This window comes from Croceibacterium ferulae (assembly GCF_003660445.1).
In the GTDB taxonomy this organism is placed as follows: Bacteria; Pseudomonadota; Alphaproteobacteria; order Sphingomonadales; family Sphingomonadaceae; genus Croceibacterium; species Croceibacterium ferulae.
Map to the genome: position 1 here is coordinate 41,676 of NZ_QZVQ01000010.1, position 14,625 is coordinate 56,300.

13 protein-coding genes are annotated in these 14,625 nt (G+C 67.9%); 5 read left to right on the top strand and 8 right to left on the bottom strand.

Annotation, left to right across the window (positions count from 1 at the left end; all coding sequences use genetic code 11):
* Nucleotides 1-72: 72 nt before the first annotated feature.
* From D5S08_RS12735 to D5S08_RS12745, 3 genes are all read right to left on the bottom strand, one after another.
* Complete coding sequence (locus D5S08_RS12735; RefSeq protein ID WP_121119148.1) at nucleotides 73-690, bottom strand: 50S ribosomal protein L25/general stress protein Ctc; 618 nt, start codon at nucleotides 688-690, stop codon at nucleotides 73-75.
* A 104-nt stretch (nucleotides 691-794) separates the two neighbouring features.
* A complete protein-coding gene (locus D5S08_RS12740) occupies nucleotides 795-1,643 on the bottom strand; it encodes a TraB/GumN family protein (protein WP_121119150.1) in 849 nt (282 codons plus the stop codon).
* The gene (locus tag D5S08_RS12745; RefSeq protein WP_121119152.1) at nucleotides 1,640-2,569 is read right to left on the bottom strand and encodes a TraB/GumN family protein; all 930 of its coding nucleotides are present in this window, start codon (nucleotides 2,567-2,569) and stop codon (nucleotides 1,640-1,642) included. Before D5S08_RS12745 ends, D5S08_RS12740 begins: the two co-directional genes overlap by 4 nt.
* Before the next feature lie 149 nt (nucleotides 2,570-2,718).
* Between D5S08_RS12745 and D5S08_RS12750 the strand changes: the two genes are divergently transcribed.
* From D5S08_RS12750 to ppdK, 3 genes are read left to right on the top strand one after another with little or no spacing between them, the layout of a single operon-like run.
* Entirely contained in the window at nucleotides 2,719-3,618 is a 900-nt protein-coding gene (locus D5S08_RS12750; protein WP_121119154.1) for a glycine--tRNA ligase subunit alpha, read from the top strand.
* Nucleotides 3,615-5,708 (top strand): glycine--tRNA ligase subunit beta, encoded by a 2,094-nt coding sequence (gene glyS / locus D5S08_RS12755; protein WP_121119440.1) that lies wholly within the window; start codon nucleotides 3,615-3,617, stop codon nucleotides 5,706-5,708. The genes D5S08_RS12750 and glyS overlap by 4 nt, the downstream gene beginning before the upstream one ends.
* Before the next feature lie 11 nt (nucleotides 5,709-5,719).
* The gene (gene ppdK, locus D5S08_RS12760) at nucleotides 5,720-8,413 is read left to right on the top strand and encodes a pyruvate, phosphate dikinase (protein WP_121119156.1); all 2,694 of its coding nucleotides are present in this window, start codon (nucleotides 5,720-5,722) and stop codon (nucleotides 8,411-8,413) included.
* A 3-nt stretch (nucleotides 8,414-8,416) separates the two neighbouring features.
* Here ppdK and D5S08_RS12765 read toward each other — a convergent pair whose 3' ends face one another.
* Complete coding sequence (locus D5S08_RS12765) at nucleotides 8,417-9,202, bottom strand: methyltransferase domain-containing protein (RefSeq protein WP_241557391.1); 786 nt, start codon at nucleotides 9,200-9,202, stop codon at nucleotides 8,417-8,419.
* A gap of 39 nt (nucleotides 9,203-9,241) precedes the next feature.
* Here D5S08_RS12765 and D5S08_RS12770 point away from each other — a divergent pair, with 39 nt between their 5' ends.
* Together D5S08_RS12770 and hisI are read left to right on the top strand one after the other, a co-directional pair.
* The gene (locus tag D5S08_RS12770) at nucleotides 9,242-9,901 is read left to right on the top strand and encodes a ComF family protein (RefSeq protein WP_121119158.1); all 660 of its coding nucleotides are present in this window, start codon (nucleotides 9,242-9,244) and stop codon (nucleotides 9,899-9,901) included.
* Nucleotides 9,902-10,233: 332 nt separating this feature from the next.
* The gene (hisI, locus tag D5S08_RS12775; protein ID WP_421757467.1) at nucleotides 10,234-10,629 is read left to right on the top strand and encodes a phosphoribosyl-AMP cyclohydrolase; all 396 of its coding nucleotides are present in this window, start codon (nucleotides 10,234-10,236) and stop codon (nucleotides 10,627-10,629) included.
* Nucleotides 10,630-10,638: 9 nt separating this feature from the next.
* Here hisI and cysK read toward each other — a convergent pair whose 3' ends face one another.
* From cysK to tyrS, 4 genes are all read right to left on the bottom strand, one after another.
* Nucleotides 10,639-11,559 carry a cysteine synthase A gene (gene cysK, locus D5S08_RS12780; protein WP_121119162.1) on the bottom strand — a complete coding sequence of 307 codons (921 nt, stop codon included), beginning with the start codon at nucleotides 11,557-11,559 and terminating at the stop codon, nucleotides 10,639-10,641.
* The gene (locus tag D5S08_RS12785; protein WP_121119164.1) at nucleotides 11,556-12,875 is read right to left on the bottom strand and encodes an MFS transporter; all 1,320 of its coding nucleotides are present in this window, start codon (nucleotides 12,873-12,875) and stop codon (nucleotides 11,556-11,558) included. The genes cysK and D5S08_RS12785 overlap by 4 nt, the downstream gene beginning before the upstream one ends.
* A 75-nt stretch (nucleotides 12,876-12,950) precedes the next feature.
* Entirely contained in the window at nucleotides 12,951-13,286 is a 336-nt protein-coding gene (locus D5S08_RS12790; RefSeq protein ID WP_121119166.1) for a PilZ domain-containing protein, read from the bottom strand.
* A gap of 94 nt (nucleotides 13,287-13,380) precedes the next feature.
* Nucleotides 13,381-14,613 (bottom strand): tyrosine--tRNA ligase, encoded by a 1,233-nt coding sequence (gene tyrS / locus D5S08_RS12795; protein WP_121119168.1) that lies wholly within the window; start codon nucleotides 14,611-14,613, stop codon nucleotides 13,381-13,383.
* Nucleotides 14,614-14,625: the final 12 nt, after the last annotated feature.

The window sequence follows — 14,625 nt, forward strand, 5'->3', positions numbered from 1 at the left end:
TGCGCCCCCAAGCAAAAGGGCCGGCACTGCCAAGCAGTACCGGCCCCTTCAGATCAGTCGACCAGCAGGCGATCAGGCCTCGGTCGCTTCCTCCTCGGCCGCCTCGGCGTCCGACCGCTTCAGCGCGGACGGGGCAACGACGGTGGCGATGGTGAAGTCGCGATCGGTGATGGCGCTGACCGAACCTTCCGGCAGGGTCACGGCGCTGATGTGGATCGAATCGCCCACTTCCACGCCGGTCACGTCGATCACGATCTCGCTGGGGATCTTGTCCGCGTCGCAGACCAGCTCCAGCTCGTGACGCACGACGTTGAGGACGCCGCCACGCTTCAGGCCGGGGCTTTCCTCTTCGTTGGCGAACACCACCGGGACGGAGACCGCGATGGTCGCGTCACGGGACAGGCGCAGGAAGTCGACATGCAGCGGACGCCCGTTGACGGGGTGCAGCGCAACGTCCTTGGGCAGGGTGCGCAGCAACTTGCCGTCAACCTCGACCATGATGATCGAGTTCATGAAGTGACCCGTCATCAGCTGCCGGTACAGCAGCTTCTCTTCCACGTGGATCGTGGTGGGTTCTTCATTGCCGCCGTAGATTACGGCGGGGACCCGGCCATTGCGGCGCAGTTCACGGGAGGCTCCCTTGCCAGCCCGTTCGCGCAGCTCGGCCGGCAGGTTCAGAGCGTCGCTCATGGTACATGCCTTTCGATGATACGTTTGGTGCTTCTCCGCCACGCCTCCAGGGATGACCATGACGGGAAGCGCCGCGCGTTAACAGAAACGGGCGCAGAAGCAAGCTACTGGATGCGGGTGACGGTGTATCCGCGGGCGCGAAGCAGGGCCGGCAGCCCGTCCGGCCCCAGCATATGCGCCGCGCCAACGGCGACGAAAGGGCGGGTGCCGTCATCCAGCAGGCCGGTAATGGCGGGCAGCCAAGCATGGTTGCGGCTGGTCTGCAAGCGCTGGCGCAGCACCGGATCGGCCAGCAGGCCCGTCGCCGCGTCCTGTTCCAGCGCGGCGGTGTCACCCGTCAGCCAGGCCCGGATGCGGGCGCCATCGTCTGGCGTGCCCGCCTCCCGAACGGCATCTCGCAGCAACGCCGCCTGAGCGGCGGCGGGCAGGGTGTCGAACAAAGCGAGCTGTTCGTCCACGCTTTCCAGCCCGATCACCCGGTGCGAACCCGCGATCAGCGCGCGGTCGACCCCGTAGGTGACGTCACCCCGCCGCAGGGCATTGGCCAGCGTCAGCGCGGCGGCCCAGTCTTCCAGCGGTGTCAGTTCGCCGCCATCCAGCCCGGCATCGTCCAGCGCGGCGAGGAGGGCAGGGCGGTCCGCGGGTGGCACCCGCGCCGGCAGAGGGGGCAGGCCGGGCGTATAGGCGCGGCGGGCGAACGCCGCCTGCATTGCTCTCGTATCGGCGAGGTTGTCCACCTCCACCACCAGCCGCCCTGCCTGTTCCAACGCATCGTCCAGCACGGGCGTGCGCCAATCGGCCCCATCGGGCAGGGCATGGATTGTGCCGAACAGCCAGCCCTCCTGCCCCGCCTGGCCAGTCACCTGCCACAGCGCCGGTGCCGGTTTCGGCCAGTCACTCCGGCCGCATGCCGCCAGCAGCGACAGCAGCAGGGCCGCGACCAGGCGCCTCATTGCCAGACGCGCGTGACCTGCAGGCCGCGATCGCGCAACTGGTCCTGCACGCTGCCGTCACCCGCCAGGTGGCCGGCGCCCACTGCCACGAACACGGTGCCGGGGCGGTTCAGGCGATCGGCGATCCATCCGGCCCAATTGGCATTGCGGCGGGTCAGCAGGCGGGCGTGCAGGTCGCTGTCGGTCACTTCTGCATTGATCAGCGCGGCCAGATCCTCCGCATCACCAGCCAGCCATTCGGCCACCATTGCGTCCAGCGAAGAAGACGCGCTGGGCATCTGATGCACCGCCTGATCCAGATAGGCGAGCTGCGCCGCCATCGGCAGCGTGTCAAACAGGGCGATCTGGTCCTCGATCCGCTCCAGCCCGGAGCGGGTCTTGCCTTCCGCCTTGCTGGCCAGCGCGCTCTCCACACCGGCATCGGCCTGGTACCCCGCGCGCACCACCGGAAGCAGGCTGAGCGACATGGCGGCGAGCCACGGCTCCATCCGGTCGAACGCCTCGACCGGCAGGCCGAGCGTGACCAGCGCGGCCTCAAACTCCTCGCGATTGTCCGGCTGCATCAGGTCGCGCAGGGATTGCCCCTCCGGCAACATGCCGGCGCCGGCCAGCGACTGTCCTGATGCGCGCATTGTGGCGAGATCGACTTCGGTCACCAGCTCTTCCGAAGCATCGAAGGCACGCTGGACCCGCGCGTCCAGCCATTGCGTGCCCTGCGGCAAGGCATGCACGGTGCCGAACAGGTAGATGGTCGTGTCCGCATCCGAGAGCCGCCACAGCGCCGGTCCGGGAACCGCCCCGGCCGGGGGCCGCTCTGCCAAAGCAGACGGCCCTGCGGCACATCCGGACAGCAGCAGCGACAGCGCGGCCATGCCGCCGGCGATGCTGTGCCGCACCTTTTGCCAGTGCCTGATCCCTGCCGCCATTGCCTGTGTCCTCGATATGTCTCGCGACGCGTAGCGCGTCTCCAGCTTAATGCCGGATGCACCAACATGGTTGCTGCAATAGAAAGCATGTGGCCCGGCGGCAATGTGGCGTGATTGACGCTGCCGAACCCATGCGCCATTGCCCGGCCATGAACAGGAACCCGCAAGCAAGCTTCCAGGACATGATCCTGGCGCTGCACGATTACTGGGCGGCGCAGGGATGCGTCATTCTGCAGCCTTATGACATGCGCATGGGCGCCGGCACGTTCCACCCCGCCACCACGCTGCGCGCGCTGGGGCCGGAACCGTGGAACGCCGCCTTCGTGCAGCCCAGCCGCCGGCCGACCGATGGCCGTTATGGCGAGAACCCCAACCGGCTGCAGCATTATTACCAGTACCAGGTGATCATGAAGCCATCCCCACCGGACTTGCAGGAGCTGTATCTGCGCAGCCTGGAGGTGATCGGGATCGACCCGCTGAAGCACGACATCCGCTTCGTGGAGGATGACTGGGAAAGCCCCACGCTGGGCGCCTGGGGCCTGGGCTGGGAAGTCTGGTGCGATGGGATGGAGGTGACGCAGTTCACCTATTTCCAGCAGATGGGCGGCTTCGACTGCAAGCCGGTGGCGGGCGAGCTGACTTACGGGCTGGAGCGATTGGCGATGTACATCCAGGGCGTGGACAACGTCTACGACCTGAACTTCAACGATCGCGGCGTCAGCTATGGCGACGTGTTCCTGGAGAACGAGCGCCAGATGTCGAAGTGGAACTTCGAGGTCGCCAACACCGACGCGCTGTTCGACCTGTTCGGTAAGGCGGAGGCGGAGTGCCGCAATGCGCTGGACGCGGGCGTGCCCATCGCCGCCTACGAACAGGCGGTGGAGGCGAGCCACATCTTCAACCTGCTGCAGGCGCGCGGCGTGATCAGCGTGCAGGAACGCGCCAGCTACATGGCCCGGGTACGCGATCTGGCGCGCGGCTCGTGCGAGAAGCACATGGAACGTGAGGCGCCCCGCTGGGCAGCCGAGTATGAAGGGTGGACGGCGTGAGCGACTTCCTGCTGGAACTGCGCAGCGAGGAGATTCCCGCACGCATGCAGGCCGGCGCCCGCGCCGAGCTGGAGAAGCTGTTCCGCCAGCAGATGCAGGCGGCCGGTGTCACCCCGGGCGCAATCACCGTCTGGTCCACGCCGCGCCGCCTTGCGCTGATCGCCTGCGACCTGCCGGACGCGACCGAGGCCGTGCGCGAGGAAACCAAGGGCCCGCGCGCCTCCGCCCCTCCGCAGGCGCTGGAAGGCTTCCTGCGCAAGACCGGCCTGACGCGCGAGCAGCTGGAGGACCGCGACGGCGTGCTGTTCGCCGTGATCGAGAAGCCCGGCCGCGCGGTGAAGGCCGTGCTGGCCGAAGCGGTGCCCGCGATCATCCGTGCGTTCAGCTGGCCAAAGTCGATGCGCTGGGGCGCGGCCTCTCAGTCTACAGAGTCCCCTCGCTGGGTGCGCCCGCTGTCCGGCATCGTCGCCATTTTGGGCGAGGAGCTGGTGGAGTGCGAGGTCGCCGGCGTGCCGAGCGGCTATGCCACGGTGGGCCATCGCTTCCACCATCCCGGCGCCATCACCATCGGTGGCGCGCATGACTACACCGCCAAGCTGCGCGCCTGCCACGTGCTGGTCGACCACGCGGAGCGCGAGGCGCTGATCCGCGACGGCGCCGCGCGGGTCGCGGCGGAGGCCGGGCTCGTGCTGGTGGCGGATGAAGGGCTGGTGGTGGAGAATGCCGGCCTGACCGAATGGCCGGTGCCGCTGCTGGGCCGGTTCGACTCGGCCTTCCTGCAGGTCCCGCCGGAGGTGATCCAGCTGACCGCCCGCGTGAACCAGAAGTATTTTGTCTGCCAGGATGCCGCCGGCAAGCTGGCCGACGCCTTCGTGTGCACCGCCAACATCGAGGCGAGCGATGGCGGCGCGGCGATCGTGGACGGCAACCGCAAGGTGCTGGCCGCCCGCCTGTCCGACGCGCGCTTCTTCTGGGACCAGGACCGCAAGGTGCCGCTGGCGCAACAGGCCGATAAGCTGGGCCGTATCACCTTCCACGAGAAGCTGGGCACCGTGGCGGACAAGGTGGAGCGGGTGGCGAAGCTGGCGCGGTGGTTGGCCGAGGAGGGCATTGTGCCTGGCGCCGACCCCTCGCTGGCCGAGCAGGCCGCGCGTCTCGCCAAGGCAGACCTCGTCACCGAGATGGTCGGCGAGTTTCCTGAATTGCAGGGCTTGATGGGCGGCTACTATGCCCGCGCCGAAGGCCTGCCCGATGCGGTGGCTGACGCGATCCGCGACCACTACAAGCCTGTTGGACAGGCGGACGAAGTGCCGGCTGCGCCGCTCACGATTGCTGTCGCGCTGGCGGACAAGCTCGACACCCTGCGCAGCTTCTTCGCCATTGACGAGAAGCCAACCGGCTCCAAGGACCCGTTTGCGCTTCGTCGTGCGGCGCTGGGAGCAATCCGCATCGTGCAGGCAAATGCCTTGCGCTTGAGCATCGGGGAGGGCGACCTCCTCGCCTTCTTCGCCGACCGCCTCAAGGTCCAGCAGCGGGAAGCCGGCGTCAGGCACGATCTCATCGATGCAGTGTTTGCTCTGGGCGGGGAGGACGACATCGTGCGATTGTTGAACCGAGTGGAAGCGCTGCAATCCTTCATCGGCACCGAAGACGGCGCCAACCTGCTGGCCGGCTACAAGCGGGCGGCCAACATCCTCAAGAAGGAAGACTGGCAGGGCGTCGATGCCGAGATCGCCCAGACCGGTGAGGAGGATCCGCTCGCGATGGTGGACGATCCCGACCTGAAGGCGGTGGTGGATGCCCGCATGGCGGAACGCCGCACCACTGCGGTGGATCGCGAGCCTGCCGAGGCGGCACTGGCGGAGGCGCTCGATGCGGCCGAGCCGGAGGCCGAGCAGGCCGTGGCGGCGGAGGACTTCGCCGCCGCCATGGCTGCGCTCGCGACGCTGCGCGCGCCGATCGACCGGTTCTTCGACGAAGTCACCGTAAATGACCCGGATCGGAACAAGCGCTCCGCGCGGCTTGAACTGCTTGCACGGTTCCGTGCTGCGGTGCACAACGTGGCCGATTTCGGCAGGATCGAAGGCTAGGGAACAAGGGTATGGCGACGGTGGCGGAACCTGCGGAGCGGTTGCAGACAGTCTATACCTTTGGCGGCGAGGCTCCTCGGGCCGATGCCCGCGCCCGTGACAAGACAGTCACCGGCGGCAAGGGCGCCAATCTGGCGGAAATGGCCGGCATCGGCCTGCCCGTGCCGCCGGGCTTCACCATCACCACCGAGGAATGCGTCAGCTATCTGCGCGGCGGTGCCGAGTTCGGCGATCGCCTGCGGGCGGATGTCGCCACCGCACTGGCGCATATCGAACGCAGCGTGGGCAAGGGGTTCGGCGATGCGGCGGATCCGCTGCTCGTCTCCGTCCGCTCGGGCGCGCGCGTCTCCATGCCCGGCATGATGGACACGGTGCTGAACCTGGGCCTGAACGACGAGACGGTGCAGGGCCTTTCCGCCACCTCCGGCGACCCGCGCTTTGCTTGGGATTCCTATCGCCGCTTTATCCAGATGTATTCGGACGTGGTGCTCGGCCTGGATCACGGCCTCTTCGAGGAAGCGCTGGAGATTGCCAAGGAGCAGGCCGGCTATTTCGCGGACACCGAGATGGTCGCCGCCGACTGGCAGGCGCTGGTCGCCGAGTACAAGCAGATCGTGGCCAGCGAACTGGGCCATCCGTTCCCGCAGGATGTGCACGCGCAATTGTGGGGCGCGATCCAGGCCGTGTTCGACAGCTGGGATTCCGACCGCGCCAAGGTCTATCGCCGGCTGAACGACATCCCGGCCGACTGGGGCACCGCGGTCAATGTGCAGGCCATGGTGTTCGGCAATATGGGCGAGACCAGCGCCACCGGAGTCGCCTTCACCCGCGATCCCGCCACGGGCGAGAAGGCCTATTACGGCGAATATCTGGTGAATGCGCAGGGTGAAGATGTCGTCGCCGGCATCCGCACGCCGCAATATCTGACCCGCGCCGCGCGCGAGGCTGCGGGTTCGGATGCGCCGAGCATGGAGGAGGCGCTGCCCGCCGCCTACGCCGAGCTGGCCGCCGTGTTCGAGCTGCTGGAGCAGCACTACCGCGACATGCAGGATATCGAGTTCACCGTGCAGCAGGGCAAGCTGTGGATGCTGCAGACCCGTTCGGGCAAGCGCACCGCCAAGGCCGCGCTGAAGATGGCGGTGGACATGGTCGGCGAAGGCCTGATCGACGAGCGCGAGGCGGTGCTGCGCATCGATCCGATGGCGCTGGACCAGCTGCTGCACCCCAGGCTCGACCCCAAGGCCCCGCGCGACGTGCTGACGCGCGGCCTGCCGGCCAGCCCGGGTGCTGCCAGCGGCAGGATCGTCCTTGATGCCGACACGGCAGAGGTCTGGGCCGGCCGCGGAGAGAAGGTCATCCTCGTCCGCGTTGAGACCAGTCCGGAAGACATCCACGGCATGCACGCCGCGCAAGGGGTGCTGACCGCACGCGGCGGCATGACCAGCCATGCGGCCGTCGTGGCGCGCGGCATGGGCCGCCCCTGCGTTTCCGGCGCCAGCGCAGTCTCGATCGTGCTGAAGGAGCGCAAGCTGCGCATCGGCAATCGCGAGCTGACGGAAGGCGACACGATCACGCTGGACGGCACCACCGGCGAGGTGATGGCCGGCGAAGTGCCGACCATCGAGCCCGAACTGGTGGGCGATTTCGGCGTGCTGATGGAGTGGGCCGACCGCCACCGGCGCATGAAGGTGCGCACCAATGCCGAGACCCCGCAGGATTGCCGCATGGCGCGCCAGTTCGGGGCGGAGGGCATCGGCTTGTGCCGCACGGAGCACATGTTCTTCGAGGCCAGCCGGATCAGCGCCGTGCGCGAGATGATCCTGGCGGATGACGAGGCTGGCCGCCGCACGGCGCTGGCCAAGTTGCTGCCGGAACAGCGCGCCGACTTCGTGGGCATCTTCACCACCATGGCGGGTCTGCCCTGCACGATCCGCCTGCTGGATCCGCCGCTGCACGAGTTCCTGCCGCATGGTGATGCGGAGTTTGCCGACCTCGCCGGCATCACCGGCCACAGCGTGGAACACCTGAAGCGCCGCGCAAGCGAGCTACACGAATTCAACCCGATGCTGGGTCATCGCGGATGTCGCCTGGGCATCACCTTCCCCGAAATCTACGAAATGCAGGCCCGCGCCATCTTCGAGGCGGCCTGCGAAGTGGCCAAGACCAGCGGCGAAGCGGTCGTGCCCGAGGTGATGATCCCGCTGGTCGGCACCGCCAAGGAACTGTCGATCCTGAAGAAGCTGGTCGACGGCATCGCGCAGCAGGTGTTCGCCGAAAGCGGTCGCACACTGGATTATCTGGTCGGCACCATGATCGAATTGCCGCGTGCTGCGCTGATGGCGGGCGAGATTGCGGAGGAAGCGAGGTTCTTCTCCTTCGGCACCAACGACCTGACCCAGACGACTCTGGGCGTCAGCCGCGACGATGCGGCCCGCTTCCTGTCGGTCTATGTCGAGAAGGGCATCTATCCGCGCGACCCCTTCGTCAGCCTGGATGTGGAGGGCGTAGGCCAGCTGGTCACGCTGGCGGCGGAGCGCGGGCGTGCGATCCGGCCCGAGATCAAGCTGGGTATCTGCGGCGAACATGGCGGTGATCCGTCCAGCATCGCCTTCTGCGAGGCGACCGGGCTCGATTATGTCAGCGCATCGCCGTTCCGCGTGCCGATCGCCCGGCTGGCGGCGGCACAGGCTTCGCTGCGCGTCTGACTGTCAGGCGCTGCGGCGACCGCTGAGCGTGACGATCTCGAACCGTTCGACCACCCGTCCGCCCGCCCCCTGTTTCAGGAAGGCGGCGCGGGCGCGGGCCAGTGCTGACTTCCCGAGCGGCGCGCCCGGCGTCGCCAGCACATTGCCTAGGGCCTGTTCGCGCAGATCGCCGACCAGTCGGTCGAGCGAGCGATAGGCCACGTCGATGCTGCGGCTGTCGGCGACCGGATCGGCAAAGCCTGCGCGCTGCAGCAATTGCGCACCGCTGCGCACATCCACGGCCGGGTGTACCCGCGCCGCAGGGCGATCCGCATCCGCCGTCAGCATTGCGGCGCGCAAGTTCGGCAGGCTGCCCGCGCCGGCAAAGCTGATAATGGCCAGACCGCCCGGTACCAGCGCGCGGCGAATGTGGATCAGCGCGCCCGGCAGATCGTTCACGGTATCCAGCGTGGACAGGCTGGCGATCAGGTCGAAGCCTTGCGCGGTCAGAGGGGCAGGGAAGGGCGCCTCCTCGTCCAGGGGCACCTCGCCTGCTGTCGGAGCCGTATCGGCGCGGGTGACGTCGATTGCGGCAGCCGCGAGTGCCGTCGCCAGCGTGCCGTGCCGATCCCCGATCAACAGCGCACGACGCACCGGGTGCCGCAGGAAGGCCAGCCGTTCCTGGACATCCTCGATCATGTCATCCAGCATGAAGCGGGCCGCATCGGGCCGGTTCTGCAGCGCGGCCATGCGGGCACGGGCGGCGCGGCGGCGGTTCGGGGCGAAGATGGTCGGCGGGGCGCTGCTCATATGGTCTGGTCCTGACGCCTGCGGCGCCGTGGTGCAAGGGTGAGGGCGCAACTCGCGAACAGTCTGGCGCCGCTGGTCGATCTGGTCTTCCCGCCGCGCTGCCCCGGCTGCGGGCTCGCGCTGGCTGCGCAGGACGGTCTGTGCGTCACCTGCTGGGACCAGTTGGAGCGACCTGAGGGTACCGGGTCGGGCAGCGTGGTGGCCGCCACGCTGTATGGCCCGATCTCCCGCAAGCTGGTGCTGGCCTTCAAGCATGGCGGCCGGATTGCACTGGCGCCGATGCTGGCGCGCATGATGGTGGCGCGGCTGCCCGCCCTGGCGGGTGACTGGCTGGTCGTGCCGGTTCCGCTGCATCGCGGGCGGTTGTGGCGGCGCGGCTACAATCAGTCGGCCCTGCTGGCGCGCGAGCTGGCGCAGGCAACTGGCCATCGGTTGCTGGTGGATGCGCTGCACCGCCGTCGCGCCACCCCCAGCCTGGGCGGCCTGGGCCGACAGCGGCGTGCAGAGGTGCTGGCAGGCGCAATCGTGTCCCATCCGCGCCACAGGACGGCGCTGGCCGGCCGATGCGTGGTGCTGGTAGATGACGTGCTGACCAGTGGCGCCACCACGCAGGCCTGCGCGGCGGCCTTGCGCGCCGCGGGCGTGCGGCAGGTGATCGTCGCCACTTTCGCCCAGGTTGATGAACGGGGCAGCAGCTGAAAAGCAAAACGCCCGGAGCTTTCGCTCCGGGCGCTCGCGTGACGAAAACTGCTGGGTCCCGGGCGTAACCCCCCGACTACTGCGCCGGAACCCAAACCCTCATGATCCTGATCGCCCTGTGGGCTGATCAGGTTCCCCCCTTCCTTGGCGCTGATCGGCGCTGCCGGTCGGTTTGCGACCCCCCAAGGCCGCTGTCCGTTCATTCCCCCGAAACACTTATCTTGGAAAGCGGCTTTGCTGCAGGTGGTAGATTTTGGCAAGGCGCTGTGGTTATCTTGCAACAAAACATTGCTGAAAACCGCTGCGGTGCAGCAATTGCAAGGAGAACGACTATTTCGGCCCAATCAGGAGATGTTGCACTGCGGGAACAGGGCAACGCCTTCATGCCCCGTTTCGACAGCGCCGGTCTTATAACCGCCGTAGCGCAGGATGCTGCCACCGGCGCGGTGCTGATGGTGGCGTTCATGGATGCGGAGGCGCTGGCCGCCACGCGCCGGACGGGCCTTGCCCATTTCCACTCCCGCAGCCGCGGCCGATTGTGGATGAAGGGGGAGACGTCCGGCCATGTCCTGCGGGTGCAGGACATCCTGGTGGATTGTGACCAGGATGCCCTCGTGCTGCAGGTCACGCCGGCAGGCCCGGCCTGCCATACCGGTGCACCGACCTGCTTCTACCGCCGGCTGGAGGGCGAGGAACTGGCGCGTGTCGAACCCGCGCCAGTCGCCTGACGATGTGGCCTACTCCGCCGGCAGGAAGTCGGGGACAGACAGGTACCGCTCGCCCGTATCGTAGTTGAAGCCGAGCACACGGGTGCCGGCGGGGTAGTCGGCCAGCTTCTGCCGGATGGCGGCGAGGGTGGCGCCGCTGGAGATGCCGACCAGCAGGCCTTCCTCGCTGGCGGAGCGGCGGGCCATCTCCTTGGCATCCTCCGCCTCCACCTGGATGGCGCCATCCAGCGCGGCCACATGCAGGTTGCCGGGGATGAAGCCCGCGCCGATGCCCTGGATCGGGTGCGGCCCGGCCTGGCCGCCGGAGATCACCGGCGATAGTGCCGGCTCCACGCCGAACGCCTTCAATTGCGGCCACTCACGCTTCAGCTCCTCGGCGCAGGCGGTCAGGTGGCCGCCCGTGCCCACGCCGGTGATCAGCAGCACCGGGGGCGCATCGGCGAAGTCAGCCAGGATCTCCCGCACGGTGGTGCGTGCATGGACGGCGATGTTGGCCGGGTTCTCGAATTGCTGCGGCATCCATGCGCCCGGCGTGCTGTCGACGATCTGCTGCGCCCGTTCCACCGCGCCCTTCATGCCGCGTTCCTTCGGCGTCAGGTCGAAGGTGGCGCCATAGGCCAGCATCAGCCGGCGGCGCTCCAGCGACATCGATTCGGGCATGACCAGCACCAGGCGATAGCCCTTGACCGCAGCCACCATGGCCAGGCCGATGCCGGTATTGCCGCTGGTCGGTTCCACGATCGTACCGCCCGGCTGCAGCGCGCCGCTGGCTTCGGCATCCTCCACCATGGCCAGCGCGATACGGTCCTTGATGGAACCGGCGGGGTTGGCGCGTTCGCTCTTGATCCAGACCTCGTGATCCGGGAACAGCCTTGCCAGGCGGATGTGCGGGGTGTTGCCGATGGTGGCAAGGACGCTGTCGGCCTTCATGATGCGGGTTCCTTGTTAGTTGTTTCCGGGTCGAGATATCTGGCGCTGAAGGTACGGGCGCGGCGAATTTCGGGAAACCGCCAGGCCCACAGGCCGGTGACCAATATGGCACCCACACCGCCCAGCACAACCGCGCCGACCGCGCCCAGCAATGCTGCGACCATGCCCGATTGCAGCTCCCCCAGCTCGTTGGAGGCGGAGACGGCCAGGCAGCTGATGGCGGACACCCTACCACGCATCGTGTCGGGCGTGTTCAGCTGCACCAGGGAGCTGCGGATGAATACGGAGATCATGTCCGCTGCCCCCAGTGCCGCCAGGCAGGCGAGCGACAGCAGGAAGTCGCGCGACAGGGCAAAGGCGATCGTCGCCACGCCGAAGCCGACCACCGCCCACAGCATCTTGACGCCGACATTGCGTTCCAGCGGGCGGAACGAGAACAAGGCCGCGACCGCGGCGGCACCCGCGGCCGGCGCGCCGCGCATCAGGCCCAGCCCTTCCGGACCCACGGCCAGGATGTCCCGCGCGAAAACCGGCAACATCGCGGTGGCACCGCCCAGCAGCACGGCGAACAGGTCCAGCGTGACGCAGCCAAGCAGGAAGCGGTCGTTCTTCAGGAAGGTGAAACCCTCGACGATCCTGCGCAACGGATGCACCGGCGGGCCGGACTGAATCGCCCGCACGGGCCGGACGGTGGAAATCAGCAGGCCGGAACTCAGCACCAGCACGGCGGAAAGGAAATAGGGCGCTGCCGGGTTCCAGCCGAACAGGAGGCCGCCGAGGGCGGGTCCGATGACGGTGCCGGTCTGCCAGGCGATGGAGGACAGCGCGATGGCGCGGGGCAGCAATGCCGGGGGCACGAGATTGGGCGCGATCGCCGCCAGTGCCGGGCCGTTGAAGACCCGCGCCGCCCCATGCGCCGCCGCCAGGGTGAACAGCAGCGGCAGGCTCAGGGCGTTGTTCAAGGTACATATCGCCAGCACCAGCGCGATCACACTGTCGATGCCGTTGGCGAACAGCACCACACGGCGCCGGTCGAACCGGTCTGCGGCGAGGCCGGCCACCGGCGTCAGCAGCGCGATGGGCACGAACTGCGCCAACCCCAGCAGGCCCAGCATGAACGCGGCGTCGGCCGGGTTCATGCCGTAATCGGCCCGCGCCACGTCATAGGTCTGGTACCCGATCAGCACCACGGTCGACAGGGTGGCGAACACCGCCAGGAAGCGGGCGAGCCAGAACCGCCGGTAATCGGGGATCGCCAGCGGTGATCGTGGCGCGACCGCAGAGGGCGGGGCCGGGCTGGCGGGGGGCTTGTTCACACCTGCGCCATGGCAGGCACGCAATGCGCTGCCAAGAAGGGGTCCGCTTGGGCCGATGAAAGCCCGATTTGCTGGTCAGTGCGGGATGGTGGCCGGCTTGATGGCGGCCAGGACCCCGTCGAACTCAACCGGACGCAGCACCCGTTCGAACTGGCAGCCTGCGCGTGTCTCGAAGGTCCAGATGCAGTAGGCCTCGATCCGGCCTAGCGCAGGCAGGCGCAGGATCACCCGGTCGCCCCGCTGCAGATCAGGCGCGGGATCGATCAGCACGCCGTTGGCCGAGAAATTGCGCAGCCGCAGTTCGATCTCGCGGCCACGATTGAGATGTTCGGCCCGTACCGCGCAATCCACCCGGTGGCGCATGGCCATGCGCTGTTCGGTCACCGACAATTGTGCGCTGCCCCCAGGCATGGATCAGGTGTCCCGAACGTTGGACCCCTGCCATGCCCCGCAATCCTTGTGGAAAGCGTTAAGTGGCGCCTCCGGGTGACTAACGATGCGCAACCTACGATGCGCGCAGGATGCCGTGCCGCTTGCGTCCCATGCTCAGCTTGCGGTCTTGGCCGGGGGCGAGCACGATCAGCTCCGCCGCATCGGTCATGGTGACATCGTCCAGCCGCACCGCGCCTTCCGCGATCTTGCGCTTGGCCTCTCCGCCACTGGCCGCGAAGCCGATGGCGGCGCAGGCCGCAGCGAGGCGGATGCCCTCGGCCGGTACAGCCAACACCGGCAGGTCGCCGCCCAGCGCTCCGCCGGCAAAGGTCTGCGCCGCCGTCTGCGCCGCGGCCGTCGCAGCCTCCGGTCCGCGGACCAGCGCCGTCACCTCGTTGGCGAGCACGATCTTCGCCTCGTTGATCTCCGCGCCCTGCAGCGCCTCCAGCCGGGCGATCTCGTCCAGCGGCAGGTCGGTGAACAGGCGCATAAAGCGGCCGACATCGCGGTCGTCCGTGTTCCGCCAATACTGCCAGAAATCGTAAGCCGGCAGCATGTCCTCGTTCAGCCACACGGCGCCGGCGACGGTCTTGCCCATCTTGCTGCCATCAGCGGTGGTCAGCAGCGGGGTGGTCGCGCCGAACACCTCCACGCCACCCATGCGCCGGCTCAGCTCGATCCCGTTGACGATGTTGCCCCACTGGTCGCTGCCGCCCATCTGCAGCCGACAGCCATGGCGCTGCGCCAGCTCGCGGAAGTCGTAGGCCTGCAGGATCATGTAGTTGAATTCGAGAAAGGACAGCGACTGTTCGCGGTCCAGCCGCTGCTTCACGGAATCGAAGCTGAGCATGCGATTGACGGAGAAATGCTGCCCCACCTCCCGCAGGAAGGGGATGTATTCCAGCCGGTCCAGCCATTCGGCATTGTCCAGCATCACCGCATCGCTCGGCCCGTCACCGAAGGTCAGGAAGCGTTCGAACACCCGCTTGATGGAGGCGACATTGGCGCTGATCGTCTCGGCCGTCAGCAGCTTGCGCGCGTCGTCCTTGAAGCTGGGATCGCCGATTTTGCCCGTGCCGCCACCCATCAGCACCAGCGGCTTGTGCCCGGCTTGCTGCAGCCGGCGGAGCAGCATGATCTGCACCAGCCCGCCCACATGCAGCGATGGTGCAGTGGGATCGAAGCCGATATAGCCGGGCACAATCTCTCGGGCAGCAAGCGCGTCGAGGCCGGCCGCATCGGTCAGCTGGTGGATGTAGCCGCGCTGGTCGAGCAGGCGGAGGAGGTCGGACTGGTACTGGCTCATGGTGCGGCGCCG

Excerpts from the sequence above, each read along its gene's own strand:
- ppdK (WP_121119156.1), top strand. The coding sequence starts at position 5,720 with ATGGCGACGGTGGCGGAACCTGCGGAGCGGTTGCAGACAGTCTATACC.
- cysK (WP_121119162.1), bottom strand. The coding sequence starts at position 11,559 with ATGAAGGCCGACAGCGTCCTTGCCACCATCGGCAACACCCCGCACATC.
- D5S08_RS12740 (WP_121119150.1), bottom strand. The coding sequence starts at position 1,643 with ATGAGGCGCCTGGTCGCGGCCCTGCTGCTGTCGCTGCTGGCGGCATGC.
- D5S08_RS12750 (WP_121119154.1), top strand. The coding sequence starts at position 2,719 with ATGAACAGGAACCCGCAAGCAAGCTTCCAGGACATGATCCTGGCGCTG.
- D5S08_RS12735 (WP_121119148.1), bottom strand. The coding sequence starts at position 690 with ATGAGCGACGCTCTGAACCTGCCGGCCGAGCTGCGCGAACGGGCTGGC.
- D5S08_RS12790 (WP_121119166.1), bottom strand. The coding sequence starts at position 13,286 with ATGCCTGGGGGCAGCGCACAATTGTCGGTGACCGAACAGCGCATGGCC.
- D5S08_RS12745 (WP_121119152.1), bottom strand. The coding sequence starts at position 2,569 with ATGGCGGCAGGGATCAGGCACTGGCAAAAGGTGCGGCACAGCATCGCC.
- tyrS (WP_121119168.1), bottom strand. The coding sequence starts at position 14,613 with ATGAGCCAGTACCAGTCCGACCTCCTCCGCCTGCTCGACCAGCGCGGC.
- D5S08_RS12765 (WP_241557391.1), bottom strand. The coding sequence starts at position 9,202 with ATGAGCAGCGCCCCGCCGACCATCTTCGCCCCGAACCGCCGCCGCGCC.